This window comes from Lactococcus cremoris subsp. cremoris KW2, from assembly GCF_000468955.1.
GTDB lineage: Bacteria > Bacillota > Bacilli > Lactobacillales > Streptococcaceae > Lactococcus > Lactococcus cremoris.
Window position 1 is genome coordinate 512282 of the sequence record NC_022369.1, and the last position, 14280, is coordinate 526561.

13 protein-coding genes are annotated in these 14280 nt (G+C 35.7%); 10 read left to right on the forward strand and 3 right to left on the reverse strand.

Annotated features, from left to right (window positions below):
- Nucleotides 1-137: 137 nt before the first annotated feature.
- From KW2_RS02600 to KW2_RS02615, 4 genes are all read left to right on the forward strand, one after another.
- Nucleotides 138-1007 (forward strand): zinc ribbon domain-containing protein, encoded by an 870-nt coding sequence (locus KW2_RS02600; RefSeq protein WP_021036803.1) that lies wholly within the window; start codon nt 138-140, stop codon nt 1005-1007.
- A 9-nt stretch (nt 1008-1016) separates the two neighbouring features.
- Nucleotides 1017-2282, forward strand: coding sequence for a zinc ribbon domain-containing protein (locus tag KW2_RS02605; RefSeq protein ID WP_021036804.1), 1266 nt, complete (start codon nt 1017-1019; stop codon nt 2280-2282).
- A gap of 229 nt (nt 2283-2511) precedes the next feature.
- On the forward strand, nt 2512-2856 hold the full coding sequence (locus KW2_RS02610; protein ID WP_011834562.1) for a hypothetical protein: 345 nt from the start codon (nt 2512-2514) through the stop codon (nt 2854-2856).
- Nucleotides 2857-2901: 45 nt separating this feature from the next.
- The gene (locus tag KW2_RS02615; RefSeq protein ID WP_021036805.1) at nt 2902-5148 is read left to right on the forward strand and encodes an ATP-dependent Clp protease ATP-binding subunit; all 2247 of its coding nucleotides are present in this window, start codon (nt 2902-2904) and stop codon (nt 5146-5148) included.
- Between the two features lie 135 nt (nt 5149-5283).
- On the opposite strand, the gene KW2_RS02620 is transcribed toward KW2_RS02615, so the two are convergent.
- Nucleotides 5284-5754, reverse strand: a complete 471-nt coding sequence (locus KW2_RS02620) for an Rrf2 family transcriptional regulator (RefSeq protein WP_011834564.1) — start codon at nt 5752-5754, stop codon at nt 5284-5286.
- 225 nt (nt 5755-5979) lie between these two features.
- Between KW2_RS02620 and gap the strand changes: the two genes are divergently transcribed.
- Nucleotides 5980-6993, forward strand: a complete 1014-nt coding sequence (gene gap / locus KW2_RS02625) for a type I glyceraldehyde-3-phosphate dehydrogenase (protein WP_011834565.1) — start codon at nt 5980-5982, stop codon at nt 6991-6993.
- Nucleotides 6994-7217: 224 nt separating this feature from the next.
- Here the strand turns inward: gap and def are convergent, their stop codons facing one another.
- Entirely contained in the window at nt 7218-7853 is a 636-nt protein-coding gene (def, locus tag KW2_RS02630; RefSeq protein ID WP_011675571.1) for a peptide deformylase, read from the reverse strand.
- A 147-nt stretch (nt 7854-8000) separates the two neighbouring features.
- Here def and KW2_RS02635 point away from each other — a divergent pair, with 147 nt between their 5' ends.
- The 4 genes from KW2_RS02635 to KW2_RS02650 all read left to right on the forward strand — a co-directional run bounded on the left by KW2_RS02635 (nt 8001) and on the right by KW2_RS02650 (nt 12691).
- A complete protein-coding gene (locus tag KW2_RS02635) occupies nt 8001-8462 on the forward strand; it encodes an RNA pyrophosphohydrolase (protein WP_338033618.1) in 462 nt (153 codons plus the stop codon).
- 10 nt (nt 8463-8472) lie between these two features.
- Nucleotides 8473-10551: an excinuclease ABC subunit UvrB gene (gene uvrB, locus KW2_RS02640; protein ID WP_011675573.1), complete on the forward strand. Its 2079-nt coding sequence runs from the start codon at nt 8473-8475 to the stop codon at nt 10549-10551.
- A gap of 194 nt (nt 10552-10745) precedes the next feature.
- Complete coding sequence (locus tag KW2_RS02645) at nt 10746-11555, forward strand: ABC transporter substrate-binding protein (protein ID WP_075070709.1); 810 nt, start codon at nt 10746-10748, stop codon at nt 11553-11555.
- 14 nt (nt 11556-11569) lie between these two features.
- A complete protein-coding gene (locus tag KW2_RS02650; RefSeq protein WP_021036807.1) occupies nt 11570-12691 on the forward strand; it encodes a M20 family metallopeptidase in 1122 nt (373 codons plus the stop codon).
- A gap of 50 nt (nt 12692-12741) precedes the next feature.
- Here the strand turns inward: KW2_RS02650 and fabZ are convergent, their stop codons facing one another.
- A complete protein-coding gene (fabZ, locus tag KW2_RS02655; RefSeq protein ID WP_011675575.1) occupies nt 12742-13197 on the reverse strand; it encodes a 3-hydroxyacyl-ACP dehydratase FabZ in 456 nt (151 codons plus the stop codon).
- Nucleotides 13198-13472: 275 nt separating this feature from the next.
- Between fabZ and fabI the strand changes: the two genes are divergently transcribed.
- The gene (gene fabI / locus KW2_RS02660) at nt 13473-14225 is read left to right on the forward strand and encodes an enoyl-ACP reductase FabI (protein ID WP_011834571.1); all 753 of its coding nucleotides are present in this window, start codon (nt 13473-13475) and stop codon (nt 14223-14225) included.
- Nucleotides 14226-14280: the final 55 nt, after the last annotated feature.

A 14280-nucleotide genomic window follows, 5' to 3' on the forward strand; every position in this document is an offset into this window, starting at 1 on the left:
TGTCAGTAATTTTTTTAATAGATGGTATTTTTTGAAACTATAGAGTAATGATTGGATAACGTATAGATAAATTTTTGAAACAATAAAGCTTTTATGTTATGATTAGATTGTAATTTTATCATAATAGGAGATGGAAAATGGAAAACCAACCAACCTTTTGCCCAAACTGTGGCAAAGAGATTGAAGCAGGAAGTGCATTTTGTACAAACTGTGGAACAAAAATGGAGAATCAGCCAGCCAATGAAACAAGTACAGCAAACTCGGTCAAACCTTTTGTTACTGAAGAGCAAAGGGAAATTTTGAAAAATGGTGCGACAAACCTTTGGGAATGGATAGTTAGTGCTGTAAAGGCACCAACAAAAAACGTACAAGAAAATACTCCCCTCTGGTTTAGTTGGTTATCAATTATTTTGACAGCTATTTTTGGAGCGCTTGCCTTGGGAAAAATACTGGTAAATATTATTACAAATGCCAGTAATTCTGTCGGGAATGCACTTGGTTCGGCAAATAATTCACTGGGAAGTCTTTATAATCAAAATGTTGGAAATACAGTAGCAAACACTGCCAATCATGTTTTTGGACAGATGATTTTTCCGATTATTATTAGTTTCATTATTCTTCATGCAGCAACCATTTTAGGTGGTTGGCTAGCAAATTTTGCAATTCTTGGCGATAAAACTTTTACATTCAAAAAAATGCTTAATTATTATGGACGTTTTTATGTTCTTTTATTTGCATTGAACTTTGTAAGTTTTCTATTTGCGCTCATTGGTATCAATGCTTTAGCGATTTTTATAATTTATTTAGCACTTATGCTTTGGGGATTTATTTCATTTTTTACTTATATCAACACCATTCATCAGCGGAAAATGGATACATTTTACATCAAACTTCTTGCATGGCTTGCTAATAGTGCGATTCTAGGATTGGCATTTTTGATTGTTTTTGCAATTATGGGCTCAGAAATTGCGACACTCATTAGCAATGCAACCGGCGGTATATTATAGGAGATAATGATGGAAAACAACACAAAATTTTGCCCACATTGTGGCACAGAAAATAAAAAAGATGCTGCATTTTGCGCAAACTGTGGTCAGTCAATGACTATCAACCAACCAGAGAATAAAGAAGCAGAAACGAAAGAAAAACGTCCAGTAAATAAAAAAATGATTGGAATCATTGGTGCTGTAATAGCGATTTTTATCATCATAGGAGGTGTTTTTGCTTATATCAACGCCCAACCTAAAAGTATCTTAAATGCTGTAAAGGTCAACTTTTCTGGTTACAATAGCCAAGGAACAGTGGAGCTTTTAGGAGATTATCAGAAAAAAGAAATTGAAATTATTGGTGCAAAAGTTGGACTGCCATCATCAGAGGTCAAAAAAGCAGAGGACAGTAATATTTTTTCATTTTTCAACTCAACGACAAATAACTCAACAAAATGGCAAAAATTTGCAAAATATTTTGAAGATACAAGGATAAATATTAGCCATTCGCAAAATCTATCCAACGGACAAAAAGTGACTTTAAAAATCACAACAACATTAAAAGACAATCCAATCAAGGAAGAAACGAAAACTTATACAGTCAAAAATTTGAAAAAAGCAACAACTTACACGATTGAGAGTGTTTTGAAAGACAATCCTGTCAGCTTTACTGGTTTCAATCATTTTGGTTCAGTCAAATTTGATGATGATAAGTTCACAGTGAATAATGATAATTCTGCACCGACAGATTTGACAAATGGCGAACAGATTATCGTTAGACTTTCACAAGATTATATTAATCAACAAAAAAGCAATGGAAAAATATTGTCAGGTACAGCAAGTAAAACATTGACGGTTGCAGACTTGGAAAGTAGTCCCAAAATATCAAACTTAAATGATTTATTAACGCAAGAAGATACAGTTGTTCGCGCAGATAATGAAAGCAGCACTGGGGATTTTGGAACAACTTATACCGTGACACGCATGGATTCCTATTTTGTTGGAACTAATATCAGCTCATGGGGATATAGCTCTAGTGATGATAGCGATAAGGGTGAGTTTTCTGTTGTAACTATTTATAAAATTGTTTCTCATTATAACAGTGATACAGATACTAAAAATGACAGTACAAGTTATTATAGCTATGGTTATACAGGGTTAACCTTGAATAATGGAAAAGTTGATGTGAGTGATTTAACAGGAAATAACAAATATAAAGGTGGTAGTTCGTCATCAGAGCAGGCAGCAGTTGACCAACTCAAATCTGATTATTCTAGTGCTACAAAATTAAATTAAAAAAAAATAGTTCTATTGATCCTGATAGAACTATTTTTTATTAAAAATTAACCCGAAAAAGTTCAAAAGACTTGATAAATTTTTCCAAAATGATTATAATAAATTTATCAATGGTCAAATATGGTCAAACTTTTTATATTAAAAAGGGAGAAATGATTTATTGATTTTTTAAATTTGATGTAAAATAAAAGTAAACGTTATCACTTAAATTACAAATTAAGGAGAGAAAATGACGACTACTGTTTATTTTGAAAAAGATGGTGGCATTGATATTGAACTTAAAGGGGCAAGAAAAGTTCTTTCTTTAAGAAAACATATCAGGATTGAACCTGAAAAAGTGGAGAATGTCCAGCTTATTTCTGACTTGAAAAAGCCCAAATTTTATAAAAAAGTAGCGGGAACTAATGCCTGGTACTATGGTGGGTGGTTTAGAGAAAACGGCGAAAATGAGTTTTGGGATGTCCGTAATAATAATCGAGTTCTAGTCATTACCACAAATAATTTCAAATATAAAAAGCTTTACATCGAAGTTGGTCCCGATTTTAGATTAAATTCTTTCGTAAGTGGAAGATAAAAATTAATTTAAAACTGATTACTGAGAATTAAGAGGAGGAAAGCGATGCTTTGTCAAAATTGTAATATTAATGAAGCGACGATTCACCTTTACACAAGTGTAAATGGTCAGAAAAAACAAATTGATTTGTGCCAAAACTGTTATCAAATTATGAAATCTGGTGGTCAAGAAGCTTTATTTGGCGCAGGAAATGCCTCAAATGGAAATTCTGATGAACCCTTTAATCCGTTTAACGATATCTTCAGTGCTTTGCAAGGTCAAGATTTTAATGGGGCAGCAAGTAATCAAACTCCCCCAACACAAACGGGTGGACGTGGTCCGCGTGGTCCACAAAATCCTCGGGCAAAACAACCTAAAGGGATGCTAGAAGAATTCGGTATTAATATCACCGAATCAGCTCGTCGTGGCGAAATTGACCCAGTGATTGGTCGTGATGAAGAAATCAAACGTGTTATTGAGATTTTAAATCGCAGAACTAAGAATAATCCAGTGCTAATTGGTGAACCTGGTGTTGGTAAAACAGCAGTTGTTGAAGGTTTAGCACAAAAAATAGTCGATGGCGATGTGCCACAAAAACTACAAAATAAAGAAGTCATTCGTCTTGACGTGGTTTCTCTTGTTCAAGGAACAGGAATCCGTGGACAATTTGAAGAACGGATGCAAAAATTAATGGATGAAATCAGAAAACGTAATGATGTCATTATGTTTATTGATGAAATTCATGAAATTGTCGGTGCTGGTTCTGCTGGCGACGGCAATATGGATGCAGGTAATATCCTAAAACCGGCTCTTGCGCGTGGTGAGCTTCAATTGGTTGGAGCAACAACACTCAACGAATATCGTATTATTGAAAAAGATGCGGCACTTGAACGTCGGATGCAACCGGTCAAAGTAGATGAACCATCAGTTGATGAAACAATTACGATTTTGCGAGGCATTCAAGCACGTTATGAAGATTATCATCATGTGAAATACACTGATGAGGCTATTGAAGCAGCTGCTCATTTGTCAAATCGTTACATTCAAGACCGATTCTTACCAGATAAAGCCATCGACCTTTTAGATGAATCTGGTTCTAAGAAAAATCTGACTTTGAAATTTGTTGACCCTGAGGATATCAATCGTCGAATTGCTGATGCGGAAAATAAGAAAAATGAAGCAACTAAGGCTGAAGATTTTGAAAAAGCCGCTCATTTCCGTGACCAAATCAGTAAACTTCGTGAATTGCAAAAACAAGAAGTTACTGACGAAGATATGCCAGTCATCACTGAAAAAGATATTGAACAAATTGTTGAACAAAAAACACAAATTCCAGTTGGGGATTTGAAAGAAAAAGAACAAACTCAGTTGATTAATTTGGCTGATGATTTGAAAGCACATGTGATTGGTCAAGATGAAGCAGTAGATAAAATATCAAAAGCAATTCGTCGCTCACGTGTAGGTCTTGGCAAGCCTAACCGTCCAATTGGTTCTTTCCTTTTTGTTGGTCCAACAGGTGTAGGTAAAACCGAACTTGCTAAACAACTGGCTAAAGAATTATTTGGTTCAAGTGAGAGCATGATTCGTTTTGACATGTCGGAATACATGGAAAAACATTCTGTGGCCAAATTGATTGGTGCGCCTCCAGGATATGTAGGTTATGAAGAAGCGGGTCAATTGACCGAACGTGTTCGTCGTAATCCATACAGTTTGATTTTGCTTGATGAAATTGAAAAAGCTCATCCTGATGTCATGCACATGTTCTTACAAATTCTTGAAGATGGCCGTCTGACAGATGCACAAGGACGGACAGTATCCTTCAAAGATAGTTTGATTATCATGACTTCAAATGCCGGAACTGGTAAAGTTGAAGCTTCTGTTGGATTTGGTGCAGCCCGCGAAGGACGAACTAAATCAGTGCTTGGTCAACTTGGTGATTTCTTTAGCCCTGAATTCATGAACCGTTTTGACGGAATTATTGAATTCTCTGCTTTAAGCAAAGAAAATCTCCTTAAAATTGTTGATTTAATGCTTGATGAAGTCAATGAACAAATTGGACGTAATGATATTCATCTTAGTGTCACTCAAGCCGCTAAAGAAAAATTAGTGGACTTAGGATATAATCCTGCAATGGGTGCAAGACCTCTTCGGAGAACAATTCAAGAAAATATTGAAGATTCAATTGCTGATTTCTACATTGAACATCCTGAATATAAACAATTGGTAGCTGATTTGATTGATGATAAAATTGTCATTTCTAATCAAACCCAAGAAACAGCAGAAACTACTGACGAAGAAGTTCCTGCTGAATAAAAAGTTTTGTCAGTAAAATAGTATTAGTGACAGAAAAACAAAATAATGAAACAATGAAAAAAATTGCTGACGAGATTAACGTCAGCAATTTTTTCTATTCACAATGAACTGCCAGAAATTCTGTCAGTAAATTTTTCAATCCATTTCGTCAATCCACTCATCAAGATAGCCGAGATTGTAATTATATTGGGTTTCGTCAGCAACTTGCGCTAGCGATACATTTGACAAGGTTCTGACAAGAGTATTTTCAATCTCATCAAGCGCAGTTGTAATCGCACAATGTTGTGCTTTACCAGATTCTGCACCAATAAAATTTTGTAAGAGTCCTTGACTTTGAAAAATTCGTCCACGGCCCTCAATGGCCAAGAAGACATCATAAAAACTAATATCATGAAGATCTTTATTGAGAGAGAAGCCGCCATTTTTTCCAGTTGTTGAGCGTAAAAGTCCTTCATCAACGAGCGATTTGATTATTTTCTTGAGATAAGAGGGTGAAACTTTGAGACGATTAGCAAGTGCAATGGATGACATCGTCCGATTTTCAGGAAGTCTTGCCAAAATAAGTAAAACGTAAACAGATTGTTCCCAACCAGATGATAATTTCATAATAAAAACTCCTTAAACATTTTTAGTAAAAAAAATTGACACTAAATAAAAAAAGTAGTATCATTTATATTAGAGATAAGAGATGTCTCTAATAACTATAAATTCATTATTTATATTATACCACAGCAGTTGACCTGAAACAATGTTTCGTATTACGAAGAGTGATATTTGTAGTAGAAAAAGAGAAATTCTCATCATCTAAATAAAAAAACGGAGGACTACATCATGGTAGTTAAAGTTGGTATTAACGGTTTTGGTCGTATTGGACGTTTGGCATTACGTCGAATTCAAGAAGTCGAAGGAGTTGAAGTAGCGCACATCAATGATTTGACAGACCCAGCAATGCTTGCACATTTACTTAAATATGATACGACTCAAGGACGTTTTAAAGGAACAGTTGAGGTCAAAGAAGATGGTTTTGATGTCAACGGAAAATTTGTGAAAGTCACTGCTGAACGTAATCCAGAAGATATTCAATGGGCTGATTCTGGTGTGGAAATTGTTCTTGAAGCGACAGGTTTCTTTGCGACTAAAGAAAAAGCTGAAAAACATTTGCATCCTGGTGGAGCTAAGAAAGTTTTGATTACAGCACCTGGTGGAAATGATGTCAAAACAGTCGTATTCAACACAAATCACACGATTCTTGATGGAAGTGAAACAGTTATTTCTGCTGGTTCTTGTACTACAAATAGTTTAGCACCAATGGCAGACGCATTAAACAAAAACTTTGGTGTTAAAGGTGGGACAATGACTACTGTCCACTCATACACTGGTGACCAAATGACACTTGATGGTCCACATCGTGGTGGAGATTTCCGCCGTGCGCGTGCTGCAGCTGAAAATATTGTTCCAGCATCAAGTGGAGCGGCTAAAGCAATTGGTCTTGTTTTGCCTGAGCTTTCTGGTTTGATGAAAGGACATGCTCAACGTGTTTCAACTCCAACAGGATCAATTACTGAACTCGTTACAGTGCTTGAAAAACATGTCACTGTTGATGAAATCAACGAAGCAATGAAAGCTGCTGCTGATGAAAGCTTTGGCTATAATGTTGATGAAATTGTGTCATCTGACATTATCGGCATGGCTTACGGTTCACTCTTTGATGCGACATTGACTGAAGTGACAGACTTAAAAGACGGTGGACAATTAGTTAAAACTGCTGCTTGGTATGACAATGAAATGAGTTTCACTGCTCAATTAATTCGTACCCTTGAATATTTTGCCAAAATTGCTAAATAAAAATTTATGATTATTATTTCCTGAAGAATTTGTCAGTAGAAATTGCTGACAAAAGCTTTGGGATATCTGTAAACTGCTAAGGCAAGTAAGGATAATCTAAGATTATTTAATGTGAACGCAGTAAACGTTAAAGCTGTGGATAAAAAAATTACTGACAGAAGCTTGTCAGTAATTTTTACTTTATTTTGTATTTTTGATGACAAATTCATCAGTGAATTTGCTGATTATTTAACAATAATCATGCCATCTTTAATTTCCCAAGGGTCATTCATATTGATGTGGTCATAGAACATGACACCATTAGTGTGGTCAATTTCGTGTTGAACACAAATGGCTGGAAAATCTTTTAAGCGAATTTTTTTCTTTTCGCCTTCTTTGTTGTAGTATTCCACAGTTACACGAGCATGACGAACGACGTAACCTGGAACTTCACGGTCAACAGAAAGACAACCTTCGCCACCTTCAACGGCCGCATCTTGTACAGAATGGCTAACCACTTTTGCATTATACATGATTTCACGCATTTTGTAAGCTTCTTTAGGTGGAATTTCATTTCCTTCTTCATCGACTTCAGGTTCATTAGGAATCAAAACGGCAATGACTTTTTTGAGCAAACCAAGTTGGTTAGCAGCAAGGCCAACTCCGCCACGAAGTCCCATTTTTTCAGCCATGACGGGGTCTTGAGAATTGTGCAAGAATTGCAACATTTTTTCCCCTAAGATGATGTCTTCATCTGATAATGGCAAGGTCACATCATTTGCGACTTCACGTAAGGTTGGGTATCCTTCACGAATAATATCGTCCATGCTAATCATGTGACTTGCTTTAATTAAATTTGCTTGAATTTCATCGCGATTCATTATTAATAAAACTTCCTTATCTTTTTTTGAATATAGATTAATTATAGCATATTTTTAGCTGTGAAAATGGTAAAATTGTATTAGAAGATTAATAATAAGACAAATTTTACATCTATAGAATTCAGTAAACCTAATACTAAAAAGAGGATAAAAATGAAAGAATACAGACAAAACGTCGCAGCCATTATTCTCAATAAAGAAAACAAAATTTGGCTAGGTAAACGAGCAGACGGAATGAATTGGGGCTTTCCTCAAGGCGGAATTGAAGCAGGAGAAAATCCTGAAAGTGCCATTATCCGAGAACTTTCAGAAGAAATTGGCACGAAAAACTTTGAAATTATTGGACAATATCCAGGAACATTAAAATATGATTTTCCTAAAGACATGAAATTTCCAACATGGACTTATGCTGGTCAAGAACAGCACTATTTTCTTGTTAGATTAGATGAGCAAGCAAAAATTGACCTTGAAAGCCATCCTGAAGAAATTGAGTTTTCAAGCTATCAATTTTTATCTTTAACTGAGATTTTAAAAATAGATTTTGGCTTTAAAAATGAGGTTTATCATCAAGCATTAGCTTATTTTTCAAACATCATAGAAAAGAATTAAAGGAAAAAGAATGGCAATAGAAAGAATAACAGATAATAAATTTGAACTGGTGTCAAAATATGACCCAGCTGGTGACCAAGGTCAAGCGATTAGTGAACTCGTAGAAAATATTGAAAATGGAGAAAAAGCGCAAATTTTGCGTGGGGCAACTGGGACAGGAAAAACCTATACGATGAGTCAGGTCATTGCTCAAACGGGAAAACCGACTCTGGTCATGGCTCATAATAAAACACTGGCTGGTCAATTATACAGCGAATTTAAAGAATTTTTCCCAAATAATGCGGTTGAATATTTTGTATCCTATTATGATTATTATCAACCAGAAGCTTATGTACCAAGTTCTGACACATATATTGAAAAAGACAGTTCGGTCAATGATGAAATTGACAAATTGCGTCATAGCGCAACTTCAAGTTTATTGGAACGTAATGACGTCATTGTTGTGGCCTCTGTTTCTTGTATTTATGGTTTAGGTTCACCCAAAGAGTATCAAGATTCAGTCGTTTCATTGCGACCAGGACAAGAAATTTCTCGAGACCAACTTTTAAACGATTTGGTAGGGATTCAATTTGAGCGTAATGATATTGACTTTCAACGGGGCTGTTTCCGGGTTCGTGGGGATGTTGTGGAAGTTTTTCCAGCCTCTCGTGATGAGCATGCCTTCCGTGTTGAATTTTTCGGTGATGAAATTGACCGCATTCGTGAAATTGAAGTATTGACTGGACAAGTTTTAGGTGAAGTGGACCATTTGGCAATTTTCCCAGCCACTCACTTTATGACAAATGATGACCGTATGGAGGAGTCCATTGCCAAGATAGAAGCGGAATTAGAAGCACAATTAAAAGTTTTCCGTTCAGAAGGAAAGCTTCTTGAAGCTCAACGTTTAGAACAAAGAACTAACTATGATATTGAAATGCTTCGTGAAATGGGTTATTGTAATGGGGTCGAAAACTATTCACGTCATATGGACGGACGTGAGGAAGGCGAACCGCCTTATACCTTGCTTGATTTCTTCCCTGATGATTTCATGATTATGATTGATGAATCACACATGACAATGGGACAAGTTAAAGGAATGTATAATGGTGACAGAGCTCGTAAAGAAATGCTCTGTAACTATGGATTCCGTCTGCCTTCAGCCCTTGATAACCGTCCTTTAAAACGTGAAGAATTTGAAAGCCATGTTCACCAAATTGTTTATGTATCAGCGACTCCTGGCGATTATGAAATGGAACAGACCGACACTATTGTGGAACAAATTATTCGTCCGACAGGCTTGTTAGACCCTGTCGTAGAAGTTCGACCAATGATGGGACAAATTGACGATTTAGTGGGTGAAATTCATAAACGAGCTGAGAAAAATGAGCGAGTTTTTGTCACGACTTTGACGAAAAAAATGTCTGAAGATTTGACTGCCTACTTCAAAGAAATGGGGATTAAAGTCAAATATATGCACTCAGATATCAAAACCTTAGAACGAACCGAAATTATTCGCGATTTACGTTTAGGAGTGTTTGATGTTCTGGTGGGAATTAATTTGCTTCGTGAAGGGATTGACGTTCCCGAAGTTTCTTTAGTAGCGATTTTGGACGCGGACAAAGAAGGATTTTTGCGAAATGAACGTGGTTTGATTCAAACAATTGGCCGTGCGGCGCGTAATAGTGAAGGTCATGTTATTCTTTATTCTGACATGGCTAAAGCCCTTGACGAAAATGATCCGGCAGATAAAGAAATCTTAGATAGTGGTTATTATACAGAATACGAGGGGCAAAAATATAAAATTACACGTTCGATGAAACATGCAATGGATGAAACGGCAAGACGTCGTGACATTCAAATGGCGTATAATGAAGAACATGGAATTACACCTCAAACCATCAAAAAAGAAATTCGTGATTTGATTGCTATTACTAAGAAAACAGATTCTGGTGAGCTGGAAGAAGTTGATGCAAGTGCGATGAATAAGAAAGAACGCAAAGCTTTAGTCAAAAAACTTGAAAAAGAAATGCAACAAGCAGCAGCTGCGCTTGATTTTGAAGGAGCAGCTCAATTACGTGATATGGTTTTAGAATTAAGAGCAATGGATTAAAAAAACTAATAAAAATTCACTTTAAAAGTGAATTTTTATTTTATATAAAGTATAATAGTACAGTTTTTTTCCTGTTTAATCGTCTTTTTTAAATAATTATAAAATAAATATGCAATAATTCTTGACAAAACAAAAATAAATTGTATAATTATACTTATTCTATTTATAAAAGAGGTTTAAGGATGAACAAGAACGTGAAGAAAATGACATTGGGATTAGTTGGTTTGGCCGCGGTAGCAACATTAGCAGCTTGTGGAAATGGAAAATCGGCTACTAATCAAGTGGATAAAGTAAAAAAAGCTGGTGTATTAAAAGTCGCTTTATCCCCAGATTATCCACCCTTTGAATTCCAAATTATTAAAGATGGTAAGAATACTGTCGTGGGTTCTGATGTGGATTTAGCCAATGCAATTGGTAAAAAGTTAGGTGTTAAAGTTAAGATTGAAAGTATGGACTTTAATAATGTTTTAGCTAGTTTAAATACAGGAAAAGCAGATATTGCTATTTCAGGTATTTCAAAAGAACCTAGTCGTGAAAAATCTGTTAATTTTTCTGATGTCTATTATACAGCAAGCAATTATTTAGTAGTAAAAAAATCTGATTTAAGTAAATATAGTTCAGTAGATGACTTTAAAGGAAAAAAAGTAGCTGCTCAAAAAGGTTCCATTCAAGAAGGAATTGTAACCAGTCAATTTAAAGGAACAACAGAGATTGCTTTGCCTCAAATCGGTGATGAAATCAATGAAGTTAAAGGTGGACAGGTTCAAGGAGCAGTCATTGAAAATTTGATTGCCAAAAGTTATGTTGCGGCCAATTCAGATTTGGCGATTGCGAATGTTGAAGTTAAAACACCAAAAGATAGTTATGGTTCAGCAGTTGCACTCCCTAAAGGATCAGATGAATTAACAAAGGTTGTCAATTCTGTGATTAAAGAAGAATTAAAGAATGGACAAATTAATAAAGATATTCAAAAGAACTATACTCTTTCTGAAAATAACAAATAGTTTGGTGGAAATTTATGGAAAAAGCGGTAGAATTATTAAAAAGTTTGGTTGATATTCCATCAAGTTCAGGAAATGAATCAGAAATCTTAATCTATCTTGAAAAGTGGTTGATTAAAGAAGGCTTTGATTTTGTTGTTCGTGAGGAAACGTTTGTTGCTGGACAGATTAAGGCAAATGTTAATAATGGACAAAAAAAAGAAGCCATTATCCTAGCTGGTCATGTTGATACTGTAGTTGCCGGGAATTTGTGCGATTGGAAATTTCCCCCTACTGATGCTCAAGTGAAAGAGGGGAAACTCTTTGGACTTGGTGCTAGTGACATGAAGGGCGGCGATGTTGGGAATTTACTTGCTGCTGCAAGTTTTATCGGTCAAGATTTAAGTCAAGATATCTGGGTCGTTGGGACGGCCAACGAAGAGCTCGACGGGAAGGGTTCGGAAGATTTTGCTCGATATTTCAGTCAAAATTGCTCTTATGAGTCTGCTCTTTGTATTATTGCAGAACCTACTGATTTAGAGAAGATTTATATTGGACAACGTGGGAATCATTTTATGAAGCTGCATTTTTCTGGAAAGGCTGGTCATGCTTCGGTACAAGAGCATTTTCAAGAAAGTGCTTTAGGTGATGTTACTTATTTTTTGGCAAATATTGAACAGATTTTTGAAGAGTTGAAGACTTATAAAAATAGTCAGCTACATGTGCCGACTTTTGTTGTGACATCTATTTATGCCGGTGACGAGAAGTCTCCCAATAAAACAGCTGATTTTGCAGATCTGGTTGTTGACTGCCGATTGACACCTGAACTGGAGTTAGTTTTTGAACAAGTAATGACTGATTTAGCGGACAAATATCATTTTACTTACGAGGATATTGTTACACCTGTTTTATCAACTTTGACGGATAATCAAGCCCCCTTTATCCAATTGCTGACTGACTTATCAGGAGCGCAAACGACAGGGGCATCAGGCTCTAATGACCAAGGATTTTTTGAAAATGTTGGAATCAGAACAGTTGTTTTTGGGCCTGGTCAGCATGACCAATGTCATATTGCTAATGAGTATATTCTATTGGAAAAGCTAGAGAAGCATATTGAAATTTTACAATCATTCATCAAAAAAATACAAGAAATTTACTGACAGAGCCGTTTTAACTAAAAAATTACTGACAAGTTCTGTCAGTAATTTTTTTAGTTAGTTTGTTCAGCGGCTTCATCAACGATAAAGGTGAACTGACAAGTGGTTACTTTTTTACCATCAACATAAGCTGCGGCATCAGCAGTTCCTACTTTTCCACGGAACTTTGTAATTTCAAATTCAAGTTTCATGACATCACCAGGAGTCACTTTTTGGCGGAATTTCGCCTTATCAATTGCTCCAATGTAAGCCATTTTCCCTTGGAATTCTTCTTTTTTAAGAATCAAAATTGAACCTGCTTGAGCGAGTGATTCAAGAATCAAAACGCCAGGGAAGGTTGGATTTCCTGGGAAATGTCCATTGAAAACTTCTTCATTGATTGTTACATTTTTAGTGGCAACAATTTTATTTTCAGAAATTTCATCAACGTAGTCAATGAACATAATAGGATAGCGGTTCGGAATAACTTCCATCACTTCTGTAGCAGTCATAGCGTATTTTTTAGTCATTTTTTATTCCTTTTCTTCTTAAAAATTAATGAAAAGCCCGAGTAATCAGGCGAAAAGAGGCGTCACTCTAACTTGACAGTTCAAGATTTTTAAGTTAAAATTTTATGTATCAAGTATTTTGATATACAAAACCTTTTACAATTAATATTATCAATTTCTTGTGAGAGTGTCAACTTTTTTATATGAGTTGCAAAGGTAAAGAGATTAAATTTTTCTTTTTTTATTTATTAGTCGCTGAAACCTTATTATTTTAAAGAAAAGGACTTATTTTATTTATGTTTTTAGAAGGTAAAAAAATTGTTATCATGGGCGTTGCTAACAATAAATCTATTGCTTGGGGCTGTGCCAAAGCAATGAAAGATCAAGGCGCAACATTGATTTATACTTACCAAAACGAACGAATGGAAAAACAATTGGCCAAATTGGCTGAACCAGAAGATTTGCTCATCGAATGTGATGTTACTTCTGATGAATCTATTCGTCGTGCTTTTGGGACAATCGAAGCGCGTGTTGGTAAAATTGACGGGCTTGTTCATGCAGTTGCTTACTCTAAAAAAGAAGAGCTTGGTGGAAATGTCACAGATATCTCTCGTGATGGTTATGCACTTGCTCAAGATATTTCAGCTTATAGCTTACTTGCAGTTGCTAAAGCAGCGAAACCTTTGCTTAAAAAAGGTTCTGGTATCGTAACCTTGACTTACATGGGTTCAGTTCGCGCCATTCCTAACTACAATGTTATGGGAATTGCTAAAGCTGCCCTTGAATCTACTGTTCGCTATCTTGCTGCTGAAATGGCACATGTGGGTGTTCATGTTAACGGAATCTCTGCAGGAGCAATTAAAACACTTGCTGTTTCAGGAGTTTCAGGTTACAAAGATTTGATTAAAGAATCTGACAGCCGTACAGCTGACGGTGTTGGTGTGACAATCGAAGAAGTTGGTCAAACAGCTGCCTTCCTTGTTAGCCCACTTGCTTCAGGTGTAATTGGTGATATTGTTTATGTTGATAAAGGGGTTCATTTAACATAAGACAAATATAAAAAATACTGACAGAATTTCTGTCAGTGTTTTTTTATATCTTTTA